Source organism: Priestia sp. P5, from assembly GCF_029522155.1.
Taxonomy (GTDB): Bacteria; Bacillota; Bacilli; order Bacillales; family Bacillaceae_H; genus Priestia; species Priestia megaterium_E.
Genome location: NZ_JAKWFJ010000002.1, coordinates 479,091 through 501,485, shown reverse-complemented (window position 1 = coordinate 501,485; position 22,395 = coordinate 479,091). Strand labels below are relative to the sequence as shown.

The following is a 22,395-nucleotide window of genomic DNA, read 5'->3' as shown; positions in this document are numbered from 1 at the left end:
CCTTTCTCTATTTTTCTAGTAATATTGCATAAAAAACACTCTTTCCTAATATCGGATACAATTTCATACTTGCCAGAGGCACGCTTAATTTTTTTACTTTTTTTTACTTAAGTTGATAAAACCCTTAAATCATCTACTTTTTTCAACTTTTTGTTTATATTTGTCGAATCCTTATGCTATAATATTGAGGATATGACTTTATATCATGCTTGATTTAAAACCTAATTAAAACCAAAAAAGAGTCCTTTTCTACTTGTAGAAAAGGATTCTTTTTTAATCGATTTAGGCTTGAGGCTCCAATACTTCTTTCTCTTCGAAATACCAAAGGAGAATAGAATACACTGAAAATACTTTTCGAATATGAACTCTGCTGCTTAAATTTGGTGATCGCAGCAACCTAAATAGAATTTTACGATTAAACATCGCATCAATTTCTCTTGTTTCCATCGTGGATAGATACTCCAAACATTTCTCTTGCACAGAACCTAATTCAACTACTTGCCAAAGAGGTGCTCTAAGCTTTTTAGCTCTTTCCATATGTTCAGGCAGAGCCTTTGGGGCTTTCATTCCTTCAACAGGTTTAACCATTTCACTTAGCGCAAATTTCGGACGTCTTTCACTTTTAAATTCTCTCATTGTCACGTTTCCGCGCAGTTTAGAATACGTTTCTGTATAAATCTCTCGATCAAAAGGCAAAGTCGATAAATCAGAGAATAAACGATTCATCAGATCAATACCAACCACATTTGCAGAACGCATTTCCTGAGAAACAGATAAAGCACACTTAATACCATTTAGCGTATAAAGCGGATCAAACCGCGCTCCAAAGCTACTCCAGCGGTGAGAAGTCACTCCTACGTAATATCTGTTTCGAATTACGAGATACATATAGTCTAAATATGCATCTTCCCGAAGACCATTTTCACGGCAATCATTAAAAAATTGTTTGATCTTTTGTGAAAAGCGCTTTTTAAATTTTTCCGACAGCAAAGCGTTATCTGTGTCTTTATCAAAAAAGATTTTCCCCCACAAAGTTGGCATTAGAGAATCTACGTCATGGATTTGCTCGAGCTCTGCCCTTGAACCAAAAAATGATCTAAAGCATTCACCGTAACCGCCGCTTAGTACAATATTCGAGTTCGTCTCATAAAAACGGTGCGGAGACGCAGCCAGAATGCCGCTGGAGAAATCCAATGGCCATAAAAATCGTTCTTCTAGCGTTTGTGGTGCCTTTAATGCATTAAAACCATTGTATTCCGTCATTGTTAACTCAAATTCAGAACATAATCGTTCAGCTGTATATCGATCCGGCATATTAGGGCGACCCGAACAAAAGAAACGATAAGATTGCCCTGAATCCGTACCTAGTATAGCAGCCAATACTAAGCGTGAATCAAACCCGCCTGTTAAGTGAGATATTTTGTGAGCTGTATGTTTATAGTTACTAACTGCTTTTATGTTATTTTTAATCTCTTCCACAGCAAGAGTAAGCTGCTCTTCATATGACTTATCACTTGAGAAGAAATCTTGTTTCCAGCTGTATTCATTAATCGAGAAACTATTGTTAGTAGAAGTTACGTATTCAAAAGGTTTAAGCGCTTGAATCTCTTCATAGCTTGATTCAAAAAAGCCTCCATTCCCTGTTCCAATAACTTCATTCAAATAATCCATAGACTTTTGAAGTGAAATACCTACACTGCTTAACACGCTAACAATTGAATCAATATCCGTTGAGAAAAGAGTAATTGAACGCGAGCGGTAATAGAAGACAATAGCGCTTCCAAAAGGATCTGGGATAATCATACTTTCTTGAGCAGATTTATTACCGATAAATCCACACAACGAACCTCTCATATCTCGACCGATAAAGTCACCTGAAATATGATGACCAGCTTCTTCTAAAGCAGTAACCCAGTCGTTTGGATTCATAATAAATTGACTTCTATATACTCCTGAACCACTGCTGTCTATTAAATAGTCAGCGCTTTTCACTTGTGTATGTACAGCTACGTTAGAAGGCATAAAATAGCAGCCTTCATAAATCTTGAATTTCATTAACTCTGGATAATCATTATTTGAAAAAATAAGTACAGGTGCAGTTTTAGGCAAAAAAATCCCCTCGTTCCAATTAATATATAATTTTATCTTTAGGTTATAAGACCAAAGACCTTATGTAATATTTTGCAGCAAAACTATTTTATAACAAAATACATACTTTTGGTATATATATTTACTTATTTTTACTTAAAGTAGATAAAAAGATTTATATATAATAGTGTCTATAGATTCATATCGAAAATCTTTTTATTTTATAATTAAAGATCACTGTGATTAGTCTCAGCAGCCATTTACAAATCATAGTGACTTTTTACACCTCTATTTCAATCTTCACTCATTTGTTTTTTCAATTGGCTTGGCAGCTCGCTGTGCGTAATCCACTTTGTCCATTCGTTTTTCCAAGTCATGTTTATCTCTCCTGTTCAATGTTTTCTGTTTTTATTGTGCACCGGTTATATGAACTGGGCGTAAATTGGTTAATATGTCTCATAATAAAAACATTAAATAATTCTTTATAAAGAACATTTTTGATAAAAAAACGGTCACAAACCGTTTTTATACGTTATAATGAACAAAAAAACACAATAAAAAGAGGATGAACTGAAGTGATAGGAGAAAAGATTAAAAATTTGCGATTAAAAAAAGGCTATTCTATTACACGCTTAGCTGAAGAAGCTAGTATTTCAAAATCGTATTTATCTCATTTAGAAAAAGGGTTAAATAATAACCCTTCTCTTCAAATGCTTGATAAAATTGCTTCTTCTCTTCATACAACAATCGATGAATTAATTGAAGGCGATATCAGCCGTCCAGCTCTAACTTCAAAGCCAAGTCTCAACCAAGAATGGCTTTATTTAATTGAACGAGCTATTCGAGACGGCATGACCAAAGAAGAATTTATTGAATTTCAGTACTATTTAAAGTTCCGAAGAACAAACTGATGCATCTATTATCTGACTTTTAATTTTTTTATGACAATCGACCCGTTTCGACACCTTTTACAAATTTTATCTTGTAAAATAACTGTATACTAAGAACACTATTACAAATTATCCAGATAAGGGCAAAACTATTGAAAAATAGTGACGCAAAGCTTCAGGTCTAAGGCCGCTTTTGGCTACGACGGCTGGGTTCCCTGGCAAAGGGTGGATGAGTCGTAATGAAAAAAGAAAATGTACTGTCAATTGATCAAGAATGGATAAGCCTTATGGAATCAGCCCGCAAGCTAGGGCTGACCGTCGAAGAAGTCCGGAGATTTTTATCGGAGTTCAAGCAACAGTAAATTTAAAAAGCACGCTCATATTAGAGCGTGCTTTTTGCAAATAATATTATTCTTCTAACATTTTTTCATAGAAATGGCTGTCGCAATCAAGCTGTTCAAAAAACGCTTGAAGAGAGTCTGAGATTCGTGTATTCATAAAGTACACTGGCGAAGCATCCACTGTGCCCCACCTTACTTCAAAATACAATCCTTCTATGACTTCAAAGAAAAGAAAGCCTTCTCTTTCATCATACATATCTAAATCAGAATCATGCTCGTAAAAGTCTTCACGTAAATGCAAGTCTACTACGCTGTCTGGATCTATAATTCGCTGAAAAGCAGTTGCGCTTCGTTCCTATTTGCAAAGCCATATCCTATTTCCAAATAAAATTGACGGAGCTCTGCCGGGAATTTTGCTCCTAATCTTTGCTCCGCAGCTTCTATCTCTTTTTCTTTTAATGGAAGAAATTTATACTTTTCATTATGAAGAAAGTGAAATACGTTCATATTAAATACGGATTCCTTTTGGCTTGCGTTGATCAAACGTATAAATCTCCGTAAATCCGCACTGTTTTGCCATTTCAATCGCTTCTTTCATATGTGCTCCTACGGTTTCAGCGAAGTGTGAATCAGAGCCAATAGTTAAGATTTCTCCGCCTAAATCGCGGTACAGCCCAACAACTTCAAGTGCCGGCAATGCTTCACCCAGCTTCCCTCTTATACCTGAAGTGTTAATTTCAATTCCAATATTGCGTTCAATTGCTTTTTTCAAAATATCTGCAAGAATATCTTTGAATTGATGAAAGTCGTAAATGCCGTATTGCTCAAACGCGTAGCGCTTCATTAAATCTAAATGAGCCAACACGTCAATGTCTGCTTCGCTTACTAGCTTATACATTTCATTAAAATAAGCGCGGTAAATTGCGTCTTTGTCGTTCAGCTCCAAATGTTTGCGAAGCTTGATGTTATTAATGTTATGCACCGAACCTAAAATAAAATCAAAGTTCTCTTGCTTCATCGTTTCTTGATACTTCTCTTTTAAATAATGCGGCTCACAAATTTCAATTCCTTTTTTAATCACTAGCTGGCCTTGAAATTGCTCTCTGCATTCCGCTAGTTCTCTTTCATATTTATCAAAATCCATATGACCGTACGTTGGCGCTAATGGATTTAATGAAAAGTGTTCGGTAAAACAAATTTCGTTTATGCCGTTTTTTACAGCTTGTTCGCACACTTCTTTCATGACTGCCTGTGAGTCAAATGAATTGTTTGTGTGATGATGGTAGTCTACTAGATACATAATTTAGTCACCTCTAAATCTATTATACATTTCTCTTTCCCTCACTGCACATAGAGACCCTTCTACCGCCTCCCCCACCTTTTTTCGTTCATCAAAAGAATTTCCACTAAAAAAAGATATTTTTCCTCTTCCAGTAATCCTTCTTTTCTTATAAACTAACTTAATATAGCAGATGTTCTGACATACAACTTGACAAACAACTTTTACTTACAAAGGAGAAAGGAAAGAAGAAATGCAGATTGAAAAAAGTTTTGCTCAAACAAAAAGCCCCTTTCTGTCTTACTTAAGCTCTTATGCTAAAAAGATGAAAGGAGAACTAAAAGAAGAACCGAAAATCAATTATAGAGACGCGGTTGTTTCTTCTATTGGAGGCTTAATTGCGATTATCATCAGCAGCGCGATTGCACTAGCGCTTGGTTACCCAATGGCCCTCGCTCCGATTGGCGCAAGCTGCGTGCTTGTCTTCGGCGCTCACAAAGGACCTTTATCACAGCCGCGTCACGTGCTTGGAGGGCACTTGCTCGCAACGGTTTCCGCACTTATTATTTGGAGCTTATTTCATCGAAGTCTAATCACTATCGCTATTGTGCTGGCTTTTGTTCTTATTTTAATGATTCTTACCAAAACCGTTCATCCTCCTGCTGCAGCTAGCGCGATTGTCGCAATTAATACTCAAGCAGGCTGGGGATACTTAGGTATTATTATGATTTGTGCATGTGTGGTTGTACTGATTTCTACCGCGTATAATAATTTATTTCAAGATCGGCAGTATCCCAAGTATTGGATTTGATATTGGGTTTCATACATAAAAAAGACGTCTTCTAAGAGAAGACGTCTTTTTTATTTGTTTTTTCCTACTACTTTTTTAGCCGTTTCAGGATCTACATGCAGCTGAATATCAGACGTTAGCTTATGCATTAGGATTCGTTTTACTGACTCATCAATTCGCTTCTCTGATACCTTCCCATCTTTTACTGCTTGCAAAATACCGTTATACATTTTTTCTTGGCTGTCGAGCGTATGACAGACTAACAGAACATCTGCGCCTGCTTCTACAGCTCGCACGCCTAGTTCTTCATACGTAAAGTATTTGCTTACAGCACCCATTTCAAGGTCATCAGTTACCACAAGCCCTTTATATCCAAGCTGTTTACGCAGGAGCTCTTGGATAATAATTGGTGAAATACTTGCCGGGTTTTCTTTATCATAAGCCGGATATTTGATATGTGTTACCATAACGAAGAAGTTATTGTTATCTACGTTTGTAATCATCTGTTTAAACGGATAAATATCTCCATTCTCTAAATCCAGTTTATCTGCTTTAACAGATGATGTTTCTAGATGGGGATCAATATTGCTTCGTCCGTTGCCCGGAAAATGCTTGAGCGCAGCAGTTAGACCGTTCGCATTTAATGCTGATACAGCAGCTTCTCCAAACTCAGCCGCTTTTTCAGGGTCTGTGCCGAACGAACGCGTATCTGTGTCAGACAGGTCTAATACAGGAGCAAAATCCACGTTAAAACCCATCGCTGCAAGTTCTTTTCCGTTGCGGTTTGCTGCTTGATATACTAAATCCTTATCATTTTTCTGCCCTAGCTCTTGCTGTGAAGGAATCGGTGATACTTGATCCTTCATGCGGACAATATCACCGCCTTCTTGATCAACTCCCATCATCAGCGGAATTTGATTCTTGGTTTCCTGTGCTAAATCTTGCAAGCTATTTGTTAACGTCGCTACTTGCTTTGGTGTTTTCATATTTCGATCAAATAAAATAACGCCGCCTGCATGATAGGTTGAGATCATCGTTTTGATATGCTCATCCATTTCCTCTGTTTGAAAACCAACGACCATCATTTGACCGATTTTTTCTTGCAGCGTCATGTTACTCATAAGTTCTTGTACTTGCTGATCTGTACTTTTAGGCTGACTTCCACTTTTTTCTGCCGAAGCTTTTATTGGTTTTGTGCTGATTTTTTCTGTAGTTGGCGCTTTTACGACAGAAGAAGCAGGCTTTGACATAGATTGATAAGCCCAAACTGCTCCTGTAATTAACACAACTGCGATTACTGCGTATAGAACGCGAAAGATAGGTTTTTTCATTTTTATTCAGTCCTTGAATCTACTTTATCAAGATGAGCTTCACTTAGACGCCATTTTCCATTCTCTTTTACAAGATCCCAACTGCCTTCCCAATCTTGAACTAACGTGCTGCCATCTTCATTATCGTCGTAAGACGTCATTTCGATATAAGCAGTTGCTTCATTTCCATCTACTTCTGTTACTTGTACTTCTGTTACATCATCTCTAGAGTTCGCTTGTAGCCCTTTTGACCAGTCTGCTAAATCCACTGAGCTTTTTCGGCTTGAAGCAAAGTAATTATAAGCTGATGAAAAATCATCACTGGTAATAAGGTTGTAGTGAGACGTGATTGCATCTTTAATATCTGCTTCTTCTCCAGCAGATGTATCATTTTCAGCTTCAGTTTCCTCGTGGTTTTCAATCTCATCTGAATCATCAATTGTTACTTCATTTTCTGACTCAAACATTAAATTGACTTCACTCGTATTTTTTCTAACCTCTACAACCTTCGTCTTCTTTGTACCCGATGCAAAATTTCGTTTTGCATACACTTTGACAGATCCGTCCATTGGTAAAGGTCCTAAATAATCAAGGTCTCCTATTTCAGTATCGGTGCTTTTTCCGTTCACATACAACGTTGCATCATCGTAATCTGAATAGACGTACACTTCATAATCAGACCAATCAAAATCAACTCTTGCTGCTTCTTCTTCGGACGTATCAATGCTTTGCTCATTAGACACTGTTCCATATTCGTTTTTAATGACCGCTTTAATTTTATGAGTTCCCGGTAAGAAAGGACCCACATTTTTCTCTTCTTCATCGCTGTTGACTTTACCCACTTTTTGGTTGTCTACATACACCGTAGCCCCTTCTTCATTTGAAGTTACAGCGGCATACGCTGGATTTACACGAACGGTATAGTGATCAAAAATGCCCCATTTCTTCCCATCTTTTTGCAAATGCGCATATGGTGAAGACATGTCATCCGAATCATCACTGAGAGGAGCTTTTGCTTCATAAGATGCCGTTTCTCTTAATAATCCATCATTAATAGATGAAAGAACCTTTGGATTATGATGTAAATATTCTACAAAAGACTTAGTTTGTTCATCATTTGCGCTAAGCTCAATTTGTCCTTCATTTACATAGCTTTTCACCTTGTCAATATCCTTCTCTTTGACCGCGTTCACAAATCCTTCCGAAACGGCTCGAGGTGACATCACCATTTTATCTACTGCATAATATCCCCCACCTAAAACAACAGCTGCTGCCAGTATAGAGGCAGACAGAATTTTTGTTTTTTTACTCATAGGTTTGCGGGGAGATCGCTGAGGTTCCTCTTGTTGAGGCTGGTGAGCTGATGCCACTTCTTTATTTGTCGAAATGCTTTGACCGCATTCTGGGCAAAATTCCTGTTCTTTTGTTAATTTATGTCCACAGTTACTGCAAAAATCCATCTTCACTCGCTCCTTTATTGTGCTATACATAGTTAAAAAGCATCGCGCTAACGATGCTTTCTAGTGCTACTTCACCCTTTAAAACAAACTATCGATTGCATCTCCTGTTATATTAAGAACAATGGCTTTGATTTCTCCTACGAAGCCTTTACTTACCATGTATAAAACGATGATTGTTACCACGTAAGTAAGAAGAATGCCATACACCTTATCTAGACCTTCTGCCACATTGCTTTTAAAGCTCGTAATCGTAAGTGGTATAACAAATAAAATGCCTAACAACCCTACTAGTAAGAAGTATAGGAAAATATCAATATGTAAAAGTGATAGAACAATTCCCACAATAAATAAACCGGTCGGCACAATTAAAAATGTACCAAAGCGTGCAAAAAAGGCTTTAAACGAAATATCTAACTTAGCTAGTTTCATAGCACCGTAAGCAACTGCAACAATTACTGCTAAACCGATAAACATAAAAATACTTTGTTTTAAGACAACATCCACAAAGCTGACCTTACCTGCTTCTCCGACCAAATCTGAATCTAAAAGCCCTGAAATTAGACTATCACCAGCATCTTCACCTGTTATCGCGCTAGAAAGTCCTCCAAAGATCTTAACAAGCATCGTCTTCCATCCAAAATACATCATAAGAGGAATACTGATAGCGTATAAAATAAACGTAATAAGAGCATTAATAAACTGTTCTTCTCGTACTCCCTGAGCTGTAGCAAGAGGCGCTTTTAATCCTTGCATAAAATAACCGATATACATTTTTGAAATATGTTTAGCATTTTCCACATGCTGATTTGGCTGAGCAGGTTGACTGGCAGGCTGAGAATATGTATGAGTGGCTGAATGATCGGCTGTTGCCGCTACTTGCTCTTTTACACCTTCCTCTCCTAATTTTGAACCGCACTTGACGCAAAACTTGCCACTTTTATTAAGATGGCCACAATTTGAACACTGCAAATTTCTTTTCCTCCTTTTTAAATTTTAAATTTTTCCTAGAAATGTAGAAAAGCTAAAATCTACCTTTCTAAAAAAACACATACTTTAGGATTATACACTATTTCCAGTTATTTAGTACTATTTATTTTATTTTTATGTATTTTTTTCTTTTATTTTAGTAAAAATAAGAATTTGTTAGTCTTTTATATCTATGTTTTTAACATTTTATTATTCCCATGATCTTAAAGACATATTATAATGAGTGAAAATAGTTTGTAATAATTTCCACAAAGTTTCGCATCATGCAGGATAGAAAGGGAGAAAACACTTGGGAAAATTAGATAATGGGCAAACAATTTATATTCAAAAAGAAACAAACGGAGCTGCTGTTACCGCACTTGTTTTAGGAATTATTGGGTGTGTAATAGGCTTCCTTCCCTATTTAGGGTGGTTTATGGCACCCGTATGGGCACTGGCTGTTTTATTTGGACTAATTGGTCTTCGCAAAAAATATCGCAGAGGGATGTCAGTATTAGGTCTTCTGTTTGGTTTAGGAGGAGCTGCATACAAAATTGGCTTTTGGGTAGTGGCAGCTGGTGGATTTATGAGCTTTCTGAGCGGTGCTTCCGACCTTAATAGTACTTCTTCCACTTCTGTTTCCGAAGAAGTATCAGCAGCAGAAGAAGATACGGACGATTATACGGAACCTTCTGCAGAAGAATCTTCAGAACAAGCTGATACAAGTATTGTTAAAAGAAAAGATGCCGCTTCAAATGATAGCGAGAAAAGTGGAGAAACCTCTGAAGAAGACAGTACAGACACTGAATCTAAGCAAACAGAAAATGATGCTGAGGTGCTAGAACTTACATCTTTTGACTTTAGTCGTACTAAAGACGTCATTGCTGGACGATCTAATCAACTATTTTTATTTGTATATGTTAGTGCAGAATTTGAGGCAGAGGAACCTTTTTTAAGTGAAATAAATAGTCAACTGTCTAGGTTTAGAAATGCGGACATTGAAGTGATTGGAGTGACAAACGCTTCAGCCAAATATGCAGATAAACAGGCTATTCAAAGAGAATCTTTAAAATTTCCCGTTTATTTAGATAAATTGGGTCAGTATGATGAACGAAAAGGTTCTTTCTTTGTTCCTGCAGTATATTTACAAAGAGGAGATGGGACAGAACTTTTAGATATAGGTGAAAATGGTATTGAAGAGATGACAACTGAAGAACTAGCTTTAGAGATCATTGATAAATCTAAACAATAAGGAAAAAACCCTCGGGTATAACCGAGGGTTTTCCAGTATGTTTTACTTTACTTCAGTTGAACTAATTAGCTGGTAAACACCTAAACTTCCATCGTCTAATACTTTTACTTTATGAATACTGTTGAATTTTTTATACTTAACAGATCCATCTCCGTATGAAATATCATACTCTTCTGATGTATAGACTTTATACATCGAATCATCAAGTTTTGTTACTCTATTTACGTTCAAGCTTAATAAATCTTCTGTTATTCCTTTGTTGCTTAAATAAGATGTATACTCTTTCTGCTCTTTATATTTTGGTCCGTTTGGATCGATAAAAGGCTCTGCGATAGAAAAATCTTCGTTGTCGATTGATGAAATTGTAGCATCCATATATTCTTCCATGAAACTAGATACTTCACTATCAGACACTCCAGAACTTACTTCAGCCTTTTCATCACTCGACTCTTCTTCAGAAGAAGAAGCCGATGCTTTTGCTGTAGCCTCTGTCGTATTTTCTTCATCAAAATTAAGCGCAACATCTTCCATTCCCTTTTTGATTGACACTTCTTCGGTTTGCTTTTCACCAGAATCAAATTCACGCTTTGCATATAATTTTACAGAACCATCCATTGGCAGTGGACCTAAGTAATCAATATCGCCAATTTCTGTTTTTGTATCCTTATCATTAACGAATAGGGTGGCGTCATCATAATCTGAAGAAATGTATACCGCATAATCTGACCAATCAAAATCTACATTCACTTCTCCGTCAGTGGCGTCAATTTTTTGTTCATTTTCAACTTTTCCATAATCATTTTTAACTTCACCTTTTACAGCATGTGTTCCAGGTAAGAGTGGTCCAATTTTTTTAGAAGAGTCACTGCTTACCGATGCAGCTTTTTGACCGTCAATGTATACTGTTGTTGCATTTTCTGTAGATTGTACTTTAGCATACACTGGGGCTATTTGTACGGTGTAATGATCAAAGATTCCCCATTTCTTTCCGTCTTGTTCTAACTTAGCGTATGATGAGTGGTCTTCGCTTGGGACACCTGAACTGAGCGCTTTGCTATCTGCGGCTAACCCTTCAGAGATGGATTTCATTACATCGGGGTTTTCATTTAAATATGTAATAAATGATTTTGTTTGCTCGTCATTGGCTTTTAGCTTCGTTTGACCGTCATTTACATATCCCTTTACTTTTGAAACCTCATTTCCTTTTACGGCTGAGACAAACCCTTCTGATACTGCTTTAGGAGCCATAATTGTTTTGTCTATTCCGTAATAAGCACCACCAAGTATGGCAGCTGCCGCTATCACTGAAATAGCAATGACCTTTGTTTTTTTATTCGAAGGCTTTACCGATTGTCTCGTTTCCTCTACTGAAGATGACGCAGGTTCTACGTGACGCTGTGATTCTGCTCTTTCACTAGAAGCGGCTTTTCTTTCTACGGGATGTCCACACTCTGGACAAAATTCATGCTCATTTGTTAATTGATGGCCACACTCTCTACAATATCCCAATTTTTACACTCCTTTTTTCGTAATGGTATGAAAAAGCATCGTTAAAAACGATGCTTTTTGTCAAATTAAAAGAAGTCACTCAATTCAGTGCTTTCTCCCATTCTTGTAATAATTGCTTTTGCTTCTTCTCCTAAGCCATTTGCAATGAATACCGATACAATCGTAATGACTACGTATACAATAAGAGTACTATAAATACGATCAAGTCCATTTGTTCCTACTGGCTTAAAGCTAGCAATAGTAAATGGAACTACAAGGAAAATGCTCAATAAACCAAAGTTCATAAAATATGAAAAGAATTCAACGTGAAGAAACGCAAGTACAAGCCCAATTAAAAGAAGAGCTGTCGGGATAATTAAGAACGTCCCAAAGCGTGAGAAAAACTCTTTAAAGGAAACGTCTACTTTTCCAAACTTTGCGGCAACATATGTTGCTCCAATAATGACCGCGAGTCCAATAAAAATAAAAATCCCTTGTTTAAAGACAAAATCAGTAAAGTTGAAATGAATAATACTATTAATGTCCGTAGCTTTTATAAAATTAACTCCCATATTAAATTCCTCTATATCAGATGGATCCATCTCTGCACTGATAACAGGCAGTTTAAACATACTTCGAACAAATTGAATCAATAGTAGCTTCCAGCCCACATACAGCATAATAGGTATACTAAGAGCATAAAGAATGACTGTGATAAGAGCATTGATAAATTGGCCTTCGCCTGCTGCTTGTGCTGTAGCTGTTGGATTTTTAATTCCTTCTACAAAATAACCAAAAAATGATTTTGACACCTTTTTTGCCTGCTGCACACGCTGATTAGGCTGTTGAGGCGCATACGCTGGTTGCGACTGAGGCTGATATTCAGATGCTGCCGCCGCCTGGCTGACAGCTGCCTCTTCTTGTAATTTATGACCGCACTTCACGCAAAACTTCCCGCCATCATTAAAATGGCCGCAATTTGAACAATTCAAATACTCCTTCCCCCTTCAATAAATTGTTTAAAATATAGTCATATAGATTTATTTTGTTGAAATCTATATAATTCTATATTCATACCTTTTAGAATTATACACCATTTTTGGTATTTTAGGAGAAGTGTTTTCAACGGATCAACTAAAAAATTTACTACCCAAACTCCCTGGCAGAATTCTTTCTTTTACTTCTGAGTCCATGCACATTATATAAATCTTCCTTCTATAATTTTGTTTCACCAATAAAACTATTTTATGCCTTAAGCATCTTGTTTTAATTTTCAGAATTGTTTATACTCGAAACATCTTTGTTTTTCTAGAAAAACAAAGGAGGTGAATTTGCAGCACGGTCTATACATACTCAAGGGGGATTTTTATGTTGAAATTAATTGGGGTTTTGCTAGTAGCAGTAGGGTTTTTATTTCGTTTAAATACACTGCTTGTTGTGACTGTTGCAGGCATTGTAACGGGCCTTGTGTCAGGTTTATCATTGCATGAAGTAATCACGATGTTTGGACAGTTTTTTGTAGATAGCCGCTATATGTCTATGGCTATTTTACTTACTCTTCCTATCTTTGGCGTGTTAGAAAAATACGGGTTAAAGGAACAAGCGGAAGTATTAATCAAAAAAGCCAAAAACGCTTCTTCTGGAAATGTTTTACTTGTATATCTTTTTATCCGTGAAATCTCAGCGGCAGTAGGCTTAAATATTGGAGGGCATGCTCAATCCGTGCGTCCGTTAGTTGCACCTATGTCTGAAGGCGCTGCTCGTGCAAAATACGGAGAGCTTCCGCCTAAAGTTAAAGAAGATATTCGCGCCCACGCAGCCGCAGCTGAAAATACGGGCTGGTTTTTTGGCGAAGATATCTTTATCGCAACGGGTGGAATTCTTTTAATGAAAGGATTCTTCGCCTCCGTGGGCATTCACGTTGACGTCTGGGATATGGCGCTTTGGGGAATTCCAACAGCTATCTCAGCGCTGCTGATCAGTGCCATTCGTTTCCATCAGTTAGACCGAAGAATTCACAAAAAAATGACGAAACACAAACCGACATCAGCTTCAAAGACGGAGGCGAGTTAAATGAAAAGTATCCTGACGCTTGATACGATTTACTACTTACTCGGTATTATTGTTGCTTTTATCGCGATTCGAATCGCACGCGATCACAACCATCCTAACCGTTTAGGATCTTCTCTATTCTGGGCGCTGTTTTCCATTACGTTTTTATTTGGTAACGTCATTCCTCCTTTTTATATAGGGTGCTTGGTCATTATCATGGTGCTGCTTGCTTCATTCAACCGAGTAACTAAGTCTAATGAAGCCGAAACGCCTGCTGAAGAACGAGTGGCTCACGCCCAAAGATTAAAAAACAAAATCTTTTTACCGGCTTTATTTATTCCTATTTTTACGATTATCGGCACCCTTCTGTTTGGCAAAATTAAATTTGGAAACTGGGCTTTAATTGACCCAGAAAAAGTCACGTTAATTTCACTGGCAATCGCAGCCGTCATTGCATTTGTCGCTTCAATGGGCGTCACAAAAGCAAAAATGGACGTACCTGTTAAAGAAGGAAGCCGCTTGCTTCAAGCAGTTGGCTGGGCAGTTATTTTACCGCAAATGCTCGCAGCGCTTGGCGGTATCTTTTCAAAATCAGGCGTTGGAACAGTCGTCTCGGATATTGTAAGCGATATACTGCCGACTAACTATGCGTTTGTTGCTGTGCTTGCATATTGCTTGGGGATGCTGCTGTTTACGATTGTAATGGGAAATGCTTTCGCAGCGTTTGCCGTTATTACAGGAGGTATTGGACTTCCCTTGATTGTACACATGCACGGAGGAAATCCAGCGATTATGGCGGCACTTGGTATGTTTGCTGGCTACTGCGGCACACTTCTTACGCCAATGGCAGCTAACTTTAACATCGTACCTGCCATGCTGCTTGAATTAAAAGACAAAAACGCCGTGATTAAAGCTCAAGTGCCGATTGCGCTATCCGTTTTTGTTGTTAACACATTATTAATGTATTACCTTGTATATCACTTTTAAAGGAGACTAGTAGAATGACAACTGTATTACTAACTGGCTTTGAACCATTTGAAGGTGAAAGTATTAACCCGTCTTTAGAAGCTGTAAAAGCTTTGGACGGTGTAGCTGTTGAAGACTATTACATTATTGCTAAGCCTCTTCCTACTGTGTTTGGCGAATCAATCGCAAAGCTTCATACGTATATAGAAGAAATTAGCCCTGCCATCGTCATTTGCGTTGGACAAGCAGGCGGCAGAGAAGGAATTACGGTCGAACGCATTGCCATTAACGTAGACGACGCGCGAATTCCTGACAACATCGGCCAGCAGCCTATTGACCGTCCTATTATTGAAAACGGGCCTGCCGCATACTTTTCGACACTGCCCATCAAAGCAGCTGTCGAAAATCTGCACCAGGCAGGCATTCCAAGCGGCGTCTCTCAAACCGCTGGAACGTTTGTCTGTAACCACGTGTTTTACGGACTCATGAACATGATTCAAAACTGCTGTATTAAAGGGGGATTTGTTCATATTCCTTATCTTCCTGAACAAGCTGTGAATCATCCGGGGAAAGCGAGTATGTCGCTGGATTTGATTGTGCAGGGATTGCTAAGCGTGGTAAAGACGACGATTTTAGTGGAAGAGGATGTTGTGGTCTCTGGTGGGGCTACGCATTAACTTACAAATTTTTCTTAATAAAAACATGAACCTTACTCCACTTGTGAGTAAGGTTTTTTTACTAAAAACAGCTATTTATATTTGTAAAATGTCTTAACTCTCTTAGTTTCTAGTGAAAAATTGATATGCTATCTTTTGTTCTTTTACTAAGTTATTGTTTCTATTTCTTTGCAATATATAACATAGTTCTGTTAATTGATTCATAGTTAGGCCTGTAAGTTGCCTGCATTCGTATAATAGGCGCAACTCATTTTGTTCTAATTGAATTTGATAACTCTTTCTCTTACAATCAGTATCTTCAATGAAAAACTGGTGTTTAAAAAAGTGGTGATAAATAACTCTATTTTGCAATTGAGATAAAAGTTCAGGTAAATAACTAAGGAAATGTCGTAAATCTTTTGTAGGGGAAGTTACAGGAATAGTCAGGGGTAGAGTAATGGTCGTTCTCTTATTTAAGTGCAACGATGGTGAGTTATTTTTAGGTATATTAACCTTCCGAGACATACATGGATGAATAAACTCCCTAACTAAGCTGAGAAAATAAAGAATTTGCTTTTGGTCGTATATCACTAGTCTATTCTGGTTATCTAAAGAAAATGAAAGATGTAAATTTGCAAAAAGGATTTCAATTAACTTTTTATTTTCTTGGTTACTAAAGCTATTTGTAGAAAGAATAATCTTCCTGATAGTAGAATTACTAATTGTTAAAGAACCATCATCTTGATACCACCATGCCAAAGTTAATGGTGAGAAATGAGCATTTACAAATTCCAGTGGTAAAACTTTTTTACCTGTAGGGTACCAAACTTCTCTTAGTAGCGTACTGATTTCTCCTACTTTCGATTGTGTGTAGTAGCTTTCGCTGTATCCAGCTTTTAATCGTTGATCCATAACCTTTCTATATTTAGGAAATGATAATTCGACATGATCTTTTAATTGTTCATAACACCAGAAAACCCACTCTTTATCTTTTAAGCAATGGCTAAATCGAAATCTCGGCTGGCGCCCTTTTTCAATAGAAATATTGCCATCACCTAATAACTTGCCTACTATCATACACTGTTGATTGTATGGAATTAACTCTCTCAACTGCTTTTCTGGGTTCATTTATCCCACCGCCCTCTAATAGGAACATTTGCTCTATTTTAATTTATTTTTTATATTTTTTCAATATCAAGAATTTTTTAAGTAATATATTTCTTTCTCACTCCATCCCAGTGATGTCGTTCAAAAAACTTCTAAAAAAAGAGCTCTAGCAAAATAGCTAGAGCCTCTTCCAAATAATTTAAAATTAACGAAGAAGTTGTAAAACTCCTTGTGGTTGTTGATTCGCTTGCTTTGCGACTGTATCTTTCGATTACAGAATAGACTATATCTTCATCCATGTTTTTCACGGAGCTGGGCACTTCGAACAGTTTTCACTGCCCTACGAGATTCATAGTCGTAGTTTTTACCTTAGACCGTATTCTCTAGTCGTTGAACCTTCTCCAGAGTTTCCTCACAGAAGCTTGGCTGCTGATTATCCATTGTTTTATCTTCATCATTTTTAAACCGTCACGCTTATCGTTTCTGATTACGTTGTGGTTGATAAAGCTTTAGGAAGTTCCAGCAATTCACCCAGTTATACTCTAGCTCGTTACCAAGCTAGACGCCCTTTAATCATTATCTCAAAAGTTGTAGAACTCCTTGAGGAATCTGATTAGATTGAGCCAACATTGCTTGTGATGCTTGAGAAAGAATAGAATTCTTCGTTTGATTCATCATTTCTTTCGCCATCGTGCGAACATTTACTTTCATAAATGACTAGACTATATCTTCACCCTCTAAATACTAGTTAGGGGTTGGGCACTTCGGATTCGCAATACTGATGAATATTGCTTCACCTACGAATTTCATCATCATAGTTATCACCTTAGATGGTCTATTCTAGTCGTTGAACCTTCTCCACTCTTTCAAGACAGGAGCTTGGCTGCTGATTGCCCAATCTTTTCTTTTTTCACACCATCACGCTTGTCGTTTCCAACTACGTTGTGGCAAGAAAAGCTCTGAGGGGTTCCCAGCAATTCACCCAATTATAATCACTAACCGTTACCAGTTAGGACGACTTGGCTTGTTACTGCTTATGCAGCTAAAGCATAATCTACGTCACGGATACGAGATTCCGCAGCAGTTAGGTTTTCTTGTGTCGAGTCTAGGTTATTAATTGTATGTTCGAGTCTGTTTTGATTTCCGCCAAGATATGAACGAGATTCTGAAACAGTTTTTATAGCTTTATCGACTTTTGCTAAATAGGCAATTGCTTTACTATTACTAGATACATCTATAGTATCTGCTTCATCTAATTCCAAAGTTGATGAATCACTTTTAATTTTGGTTAAGTCTAAACTTAAAGTATCGTATGTTTCTTTAGTATCACCAATTTGTAATTTAAACTCAGTATTTTCACTCTTCAATAAATTTGTACCATTAAAATTTGTTCGCTCCGCTATATGGTCTATTTCTTTTGTTAACGCGCCTAATTCTGTATTGATTGCTTTTCTATCTTGTGTCTCATCGTTAGTATCGTTTGCTGCCTGGACAGTTAATTCTCGCATACGCTGTAAAATATCATGTGTTTCATTCAAACCACCCTCAGCTGTTTGAATTAAAGAAATTCCATCTTGTGCATTTCGAGAAGCCATATCTAACCCACGAATCTGCCCACGCATTTTTTCAGAGATTGCAAGACCTGCAGAATCATCCGCCGCACTATTAATACGAAGACCAGAAGATAATTTTTCCATTGACTTAGATTGTGCAGCATTCGCATTGTTGTACTGACGATAAGTGTTTAACGCTGCAATATTGTGATTAATTCTCATTTTCCTTTACCTCCATATAATTGGTTTTACTTCTTGGTTACATCCTTGTATTCAAGAAGTCTCTCGCTTACTGATTGATTAAGCGAGGAATAACTGTACTCAAACATATGCCTCTAGGAAATATGTTCATACTATATATCGACAATGAGATTAATTTGTTTACAGTCTCTGTTTATTTTCTTTTTAAATTTTATTGATACTGTTACCAGAGCGAGATTTTAATTAGTTAACCTTCTTACAATAATCCTTTGCATTCTTGTATAATATTTTTAATCTATAAAAAGATAGGAGTCCTACTAATGCACAATTTGCATCACATTTTTGAAACTCATAATTTCGAACTAACAAATGAAACAACAAAAGGGCTTGAATACAAACATCAAGAAACTGAAGATATTGTATATTTATTGCCAACAAAAGAAATAAACCTTGTAGTGAGTCCCCTTTCATTTGATGTGGACTTAAGTCAAAGTGATGGAAAAGTTCATAGTACCGCTTTAAAACACTTTCCAAAGCGGTTAAATGGTGGAAAACAGCCTATTTCTTTCGGATATTCATTTAAGTTTCAAAAAGAAAAAGAATTAAGTGATTTTTTACATACGCTAAATAAATAACAGCAAAAAAGACAGGATAAACATCTACCCTGTCTTTTACTTTACCTAACTATAAAACTAGTATCGTTATTTTACATTAGAGAACAGATATGTATTATTCAACACCTATGATATAAGTATTAACCCATAATGCTTAAAAAATAACTACTTTTAGAAAATTATCTCGCTTTACTTTTCACTGTGTGCCAAACCATGAAGCTTCAAATAGACGTAGTTACACGAATCAATTCAATTTATTATTTCTAGTATTCATAGGTTGCAGTAATATAAAGCCGATCATCTTCCGTGTTCATTGTATATGCAACTCTATTTAGCCTTACTGATACTTCTGCCATCCAGTCGTCATTTGTAATACCTAATGTTTTTATTGTCTTTGTCCGTTCCTCGCGGCTTAAATCAGGTTCTAACACCTGTATTAGCGTATCAATATAGCGCACGAGATTAGGCAAATCTTGTTTTTCATCCACTGAAGGATAGGTCAGGTTTAAGGTAACATGATGAATATTTTTGTTTTCTTTTGTTAAGAACACTATGTAAGAATCCGCGTTCCTCAAACTCCCTCTTTTAACTATTAATCCTTTATCAGCCCCTACTTCTTCTACTTGCTTGTCTAACATATTTGGTTCAATTTTATTCCATCCATCTATGAATTCATTAAATGTTAATGATTCTATTGGAGAGTTATCCGAATCCTCTTCTTCTGTATTCTTATTTTTCATATCGCTTTTTAGAAGGTTATTTGATTGTTTCTCTTCAGATAGAACCACCTTTGTACTTTTTGACTTTTCTTCTTTCGGTTCGGCAGAAGATTGTTCTGAACAGGCTGTTAATGTTGCCATCCCAAAGATTGCAGCAAAAATTAACCCTTTTTTCTTTTTATCCATTTCAATTTCCTTTCTTTATACCTTATTTATACTTTAAGCTCAAAAGATACTTTTGAACAAAAAGCGAAATGCCGAAACATTTTGCTTTTGCGTTAATTATCGTTCTGGGCTATAGTTAAACGCAGTTCGTGTACTTTCAGTCATGCTTGAATTTGTAGTCGCTGCTCATAGGTAGAGTAGTCATATGGAATAGGGCTAACTTGGATATAATAAGCTCCTTTTGGCAATCCAACTTAAAACTGCAGTACTTCCCTCAATCAATTCACTGTCATCAGTTTCAAGGGATTCAAATACCCCATCTTTATTATTTAAAATTGTTACATCCCACGTAAATTTTTTTCTTCATAGATAACGTTATGTTTCCATCGATTGTTAAAGAAAACTTATAGAATCTTGTTCATTTTTTCCTTCATATAGCGTGCCATTATATATTTTATTTAGTTCTATTGGTACAGCATTTGAAGTTGCAGCATACGTAAAAATTATTTCTATTTCTAACAAACTAAATCGCTGCAATAATACACAATAAAATCACTTTTCGCGTAGATAAAATCATCCATATCCCTTAAATACTACAAATTACCTATTAATATTACAGTATTTTTATAACAATAGATATAAAAACTTATTATTTTACCATTTGTTTTTCAGTTTTCATGCAATTTATTTCATAAAAATTACTTATTTGATTATGTATAAAAGCATTATCGGAATTTGTCGAAACTTTTTTAGGGTAATTCAACCTATTTTTATGGTAAAATCTAAAAAGATATTCGTTATATAGCATCATTTTACGCGTTTTGTTCTTTAAAGAAAACAAAAGTAGTGAACTTAACTTGTTCAGTTAAAGGCAAACCAGTCGAAAGGCTGGGACGCAAAACCTCAGGTCTAAGGTCCTTAGGACTAGGATAGCTGGGTTTCCTGATATATCAGGGGGTAAAGGAAAACATGAACAATCAGCGTGTCGTTACTGGAAGTATTGGAGCTTCGTATATGAGGCCGCGCATTGTGGCATTCATTCCGGCGCACAATGAAGAGAAATCAATTCGCGACTGCTTGGCAGGGTTAGGCGATCAGCTTCTTCCGAATAATGTGGAGCTTGATGTATTTGTGATTGCAGATAACTGTACGGACCGCACAAAAGAAAAAGCGGAGCTGGCCGGAGATGAATTTGATTTAAATGTAAAGGTACTGGTCACTGAAGGCAATAAACAACGAAAAGTCGGCGCGTTAAATACGGCTTGGAAAAAGATATATGGAGATACACTGGATTTATACAATACGACGCTGACGAAATATCAGCAGCTGTATAAAGAGTCCATTAAAGCAGTTTTAGGGATGGATGCAGACAGCCGCTTAGCTCCAAAAGCACTCATTAATTTATGGGAAGATTTAATGACGTCCCGAAACATCGGGGGCGTGATGGCAAAATATACGATGAGAATGCCTAAAAAGAAAAGCTCGCTTTCAAAAGATGATGTGCACTACGAGGAAAAGCTTGCAAGCGGCGAGTACGGCGGACCGATTGCCCGTTGGTGGACACATCAGCAAAAGCAGGATATGGCGAGCTGGCTGTTGGATCTTCAGTACCACGGCGGAAGCACGTACGTACTCGGCGGTCAGGCTACGCTGTTTCGCCCTGAAGCGCTTCAAAATATAGTGGAAGAAAATAAGCTTGACGGTCCTTGGCAAAATGACAGCGACGTTGAAGATATGCTGCTGACGTGGCAGCTGCAAAAATCCAACTGGAAAACGTTAATCAGTCCAGGTGCTCGATGCTTCGTGGACTCAATGAGAAGCTATCACACGTACCGTGAACAGCGTAATAAATGGAAGTCCGGGACCGTTGATTTACTGACAAACGGAAACTTGGACGTTAGAACCAAGCATAAAGGAAAGCTGTGGCGTTCACAGATCAAAACGCTGTGTGATTTACTTATTCGCCTGCTGTTTATTGTATTGTTATCGGCTGCGCTTGCGACCGATCAATTTTACTGGTCGTGGCTTTGGATCATTCCAATTGCTTTAGCTTCTGTGTTAAATATTATGCTTGCTGTGAAAACGCCAATGCACAGGCCAATTGATGTGATACTGGCCGGTCTTTTGATTAGTCCGGAAATTTATCTGTGGGTGAATTTAATTACGTTTGGTCAAGTATGGATGGAAAGGCTTGCGGCTAATAAAAAAGACGGCTGGGCGAATCAATACAACGCAGAAAACGGGAAAACGCGCAGTAAATTAGGGCAAGGGATTTTAACGGGCTTTGCGTTTACAGGAATGATTGTTGTCCTATGCATCTATTTCCGTGATTACTTAACGAGCCCTTCTGTACAGCAAGCCATTTACCCGTACTTAATGAACGGCTGGATCTTGCTGACGTATTTGACCATCTATCAGTCTCTTTATATGTTTTACCAAATTTGGACGCTTCGAAAACCTATTCAAGCGTAAAAAAAGTGATGTCTCCGTCGAGACAT

General features: G+C 37.1%; 21 protein-coding genes, 1 pseudogene and 2 riboswitches. Of the genes and pseudogenes, 9 read left to right on the top strand and 13 right to left on the bottom strand.

The genetic code is table 11. The features are described from left to right. Window positions 1-282: 282 nt before the first annotated feature. A complete protein-coding gene (locus MMB69_RS19350) occupies window positions 283-2,109 on the bottom strand; it encodes a hypothetical protein (protein ID WP_277448253.1) in 1,827 nt (608 codons plus the stop codon). A 554-nt stretch (window positions 2,110-2,663) separates the two neighbouring features. Here MMB69_RS19350 and MMB69_RS19345 point away from each other — a divergent pair. Then, window positions 2,664-2,999 (top strand): helix-turn-helix domain-containing protein, encoded by a 336-nt coding sequence (locus tag MMB69_RS19345; protein WP_088048741.1) that lies wholly within the window; start codon window positions 2,664-2,666, stop codon window positions 2,997-2,999. 111 nt (window positions 3,000-3,110) lie between these two features. Next, window positions 3,111-3,197: riboswitch (cyclic di-GMP riboswitch) on the top strand. 20 nt (window positions 3,198-3,217) lie between these two features. Further along, on the top strand, window positions 3,218-3,340 hold the full coding sequence (locus tag MMB69_RS19340; RefSeq protein WP_195695136.1) for an anti-repressor SinI family protein: 123 nt from the start codon (window positions 3,218-3,220) through the stop codon (window positions 3,338-3,340). A 46-nt stretch (window positions 3,341-3,386) separates the two neighbouring features. Here MMB69_RS19340 and MMB69_RS19335 read toward each other — a convergent pair whose 3' ends face one another. The 3 genes from MMB69_RS19335 to MMB69_RS19325 are packed head-to-tail and all read right to left on the bottom strand — an operon-like array spanning window position 3,387 to window position 4,619. Then, the gene (locus tag MMB69_RS19335; protein WP_277448252.1) at window positions 3,387-3,620 is read right to left on the bottom strand and encodes a hypothetical protein; all 234 of its coding nucleotides are present in this window, start codon (window positions 3,618-3,620) and stop codon (window positions 3,387-3,389) included. Between the two features lie 20 nt (window positions 3,621-3,640). Then, window positions 3,641-3,826, bottom strand: coding sequence for an SMI1/KNR4 family protein (locus MMB69_RS19330; protein ID WP_277448251.1), 186 nt, complete (start codon window positions 3,824-3,826; stop codon window positions 3,641-3,643). A 1-nt stretch (window position 3,827) separates the two neighbouring features. Next, window positions 3,828-4,619 (bottom strand): histidinol-phosphatase HisJ family protein, encoded by a 792-nt coding sequence (locus tag MMB69_RS19325; RefSeq protein WP_277448250.1) that lies wholly within the window; start codon window positions 4,617-4,619, stop codon window positions 3,828-3,830. Between the two features lie 232 nt (window positions 4,620-4,851). Here MMB69_RS19325 and MMB69_RS19320 point away from each other — a divergent pair, with 232 nt between their 5' ends. Further along, window positions 4,852-5,409 (top strand): HPP family protein, encoded by a 558-nt coding sequence (locus MMB69_RS19320; protein WP_257041210.1) that lies wholly within the window; start codon window positions 4,852-4,854, stop codon window positions 5,407-5,409. 50 nt (window positions 5,410-5,459) lie between these two features. On the opposite strand, the gene MMB69_RS19315 is transcribed toward MMB69_RS19320, so the two are convergent. The 3 genes from MMB69_RS19315 to MMB69_RS19305 form a co-directional block, all read right to left on the bottom strand. Then, window positions 5,460-6,719, bottom strand: coding sequence for a glycoside hydrolase family 3 protein (locus MMB69_RS19315; protein ID WP_277448249.1), 1,260 nt, complete (start codon window positions 6,717-6,719; stop codon window positions 5,460-5,462). A gap of 2 nt (window positions 6,720-6,721) precedes the next feature. Further along, window positions 6,722-8,158: a zinc ribbon domain-containing protein gene (locus tag MMB69_RS19310; protein ID WP_221813167.1), complete on the bottom strand. Its 1,437-nt coding sequence runs from the start codon at window positions 8,156-8,158 to the stop codon at window positions 6,722-6,724. Between the two features lie 78 nt (window positions 8,159-8,236). Continuing rightward, window positions 8,237-9,127 carry a zinc ribbon domain-containing protein gene (locus tag MMB69_RS19305; protein ID WP_221813169.1) on the bottom strand — a complete coding sequence of 297 codons (891 nt, stop codon included), beginning with the start codon at window positions 9,125-9,127 and terminating at the stop codon, window positions 8,237-8,239. 307 nt (window positions 9,128-9,434) lie between these two features. Here MMB69_RS19305 and MMB69_RS19300 point away from each other — a divergent pair, with 307 nt between their 5' ends. Then, complete coding sequence (locus MMB69_RS19300) at window positions 9,435-10,376, top strand: thioredoxin domain-containing protein (RefSeq protein WP_277448247.1); 942 nt, start codon at window positions 9,435-9,437, stop codon at window positions 10,374-10,376. Window positions 10,377-10,418: 42 nt separating this feature from the next. Here MMB69_RS19300 and MMB69_RS19295 read toward each other — a convergent pair whose 3' ends face one another. Beyond that, window positions 10,419-11,885 (bottom strand): zinc ribbon domain-containing protein, encoded by a 1,467-nt coding sequence (locus tag MMB69_RS19295; protein ID WP_221813173.1) that lies wholly within the window; start codon window positions 11,883-11,885, stop codon window positions 10,419-10,421. A gap of 65 nt (window positions 11,886-11,950) precedes the next feature. Beyond that, a complete protein-coding gene (locus tag MMB69_RS19290) occupies window positions 11,951-12,856 on the bottom strand; it encodes a zinc ribbon domain-containing protein (protein ID WP_221813174.1) in 906 nt (301 codons plus the stop codon). A gap of 376 nt (window positions 12,857-13,232) precedes the next feature. On the opposite strand from MMB69_RS19290, the gene MMB69_RS19285 reads away from it, so the two are divergent. From MMB69_RS19285 to pcp, 3 genes are read left to right on the top strand one after another with little or no spacing between them, the layout of a single operon-like run. Then, window positions 13,233-13,937: a DUF969 domain-containing protein gene (locus MMB69_RS19285; protein WP_277448246.1), complete on the top strand. Its 705-nt coding sequence runs from the start codon at window positions 13,233-13,235 to the stop codon at window positions 13,935-13,937. Then, window positions 13,938-14,903, top strand: coding sequence for a DUF979 domain-containing protein (locus MMB69_RS19280; protein WP_221782146.1), 966 nt, complete (start codon window positions 13,938-13,940; stop codon window positions 14,901-14,903). Between the two features lie 14 nt (window positions 14,904-14,917). Beyond that, the gene (gene pcp / locus MMB69_RS19275; RefSeq protein ID WP_277448245.1) at window positions 14,918-15,559 is read left to right on the top strand and encodes a pyroglutamyl-peptidase I; all 642 of its coding nucleotides are present in this window, start codon (window positions 14,918-14,920) and stop codon (window positions 15,557-15,559) included. Between the two features lie 102 nt (window positions 15,560-15,661). Here the strand turns inward: pcp and MMB69_RS19270 are convergent, their stop codons facing one another. The 3 genes and pseudogenes from MMB69_RS19270 to MMB69_RS19260 form a co-directional block, all read right to left on the bottom strand. Further along, a complete protein-coding gene (locus tag MMB69_RS19270; protein ID WP_277448244.1) occupies window positions 15,662-16,666 on the bottom strand; it encodes an endonuclease in 1,005 nt (334 codons plus the stop codon). Between the two features lie 555 nt (window positions 16,667-17,221). Then, window positions 17,222-17,335: pseudogene (locus MMB69_RS19265) on the bottom strand (flagellin); the annotation flags it as partial. 344 nt (window positions 17,336-17,679) lie between these two features. After that, a complete protein-coding gene (locus MMB69_RS19260) occupies window positions 17,680-18,420 on the bottom strand; it encodes a flagellin N-terminal helical domain-containing protein (protein ID WP_277448243.1) in 741 nt (246 codons plus the stop codon). 299 nt (window positions 18,421-18,719) lie between these two features. On the opposite strand from MMB69_RS19260, the gene MMB69_RS19255 reads away from it, so the two are divergent. Then, a complete protein-coding gene (locus tag MMB69_RS19255) occupies window positions 18,720-19,034 on the top strand; it encodes a hypothetical protein (protein ID WP_277448242.1) in 315 nt (104 codons plus the stop codon). Between the two features lie 242 nt (window positions 19,035-19,276). Here MMB69_RS19255 and MMB69_RS19250 read toward each other — a convergent pair whose 3' ends face one another. After that, a complete protein-coding gene (locus tag MMB69_RS19250; protein ID WP_277448241.1) occupies window positions 19,277-19,918 on the bottom strand; it encodes a hypothetical protein in 642 nt (213 codons plus the stop codon). Window positions 19,919-20,757: 839 nt separating this feature from the next. Continuing rightward, window positions 20,758-20,843, top strand: a riboswitch (cyclic di-GMP riboswitch). A 23-nt stretch (window positions 20,844-20,866) separates the two neighbouring features. Here MMB69_RS19250 and MMB69_RS19245 point away from each other — a divergent pair. After that, entirely contained in the window at window positions 20,867-22,369 is a 1,503-nt protein-coding gene (locus tag MMB69_RS19245; RefSeq protein WP_208756107.1) for a glycosyltransferase family 2 protein, read from the top strand. Window positions 22,370-22,395 lie beyond the last annotated feature (26 nt).

Bases quoted from the DNA above. Each gene is read 5' to 3' on its own strand.
- MMB69_RS19340 (WP_195695136.1), top strand. From the start codon at position 3,218: ATGAAAAAAGAAAATGTACTGTCAATTGATCAAGAATGGATAAGCCTT.
- MMB69_RS19330 (WP_277448251.1), bottom strand. From the start codon at position 3,826: ATGAACGTATTTCACTTTCTTCATAATGAAAAGTATAAATTTCTTCCA.
- MMB69_RS19325 (WP_277448250.1), bottom strand. From the start codon at position 4,619: ATGTATCTAGTAGACTACCATCATCACACAAACAATTCATTTGACTCA.
- MMB69_RS19320 (WP_257041210.1), top strand. From the start codon at position 4,852: ATGCAGATTGAAAAAAGTTTTGCTCAAACAAAAAGCCCCTTTCTGTCT.
- MMB69_RS19315 (WP_277448249.1), bottom strand. From the start codon at position 6,719: ATGAAAAAACCTATCTTTCGCGTTCTATACGCAGTAATCGCAGTTGTG.
- MMB69_RS19310 (WP_221813167.1), bottom strand. From the start codon at position 8,158: ATGGATTTTTGCAGTAACTGTGGACATAAATTAACAAAAGAACAGGAA.
- MMB69_RS19285 (WP_277448246.1), top strand. From the start codon at position 13,233: ATGTTGAAATTAATTGGGGTTTTGCTAGTAGCAGTAGGGTTTTTATTT.
- MMB69_RS19280 (WP_221782146.1), top strand. From the start codon at position 13,938: ATGAAAAGTATCCTGACGCTTGATACGATTTACTACTTACTCGGTATT.
- pcp (WP_277448245.1), top strand. From the start codon at position 14,918: ATGACAACTGTATTACTAACTGGCTTTGAACCATTTGAAGGTGAAAGT.
- MMB69_RS19270 (WP_277448244.1), bottom strand. From the start codon at position 16,666: ATGAACCCAGAAAAGCAGTTGAGAGAGTTAATTCCATACAATCAACAG.
- MMB69_RS19260 (WP_277448243.1), bottom strand. From the start codon at position 18,420: ATGAGAATTAATCACAATATTGCAGCGTTAAACACTTATCGTCAGTAC.
- MMB69_RS19255 (WP_277448242.1), top strand. From the start codon at position 18,720: ATGCACAATTTGCATCACATTTTTGAAACTCATAATTTCGAACTAACA.
- MMB69_RS19250 (WP_277448241.1), bottom strand. From the start codon at position 19,918: ATGGATAAAAAGAAAAAAGGGTTAATTTTTGCTGCAATCTTTGGGATG.
- MMB69_RS19245 (WP_208756107.1), top strand. From the start codon at position 20,867: ATGAACAATCAGCGTGTCGTTACTGGAAGTATTGGAGCTTCGTATATG.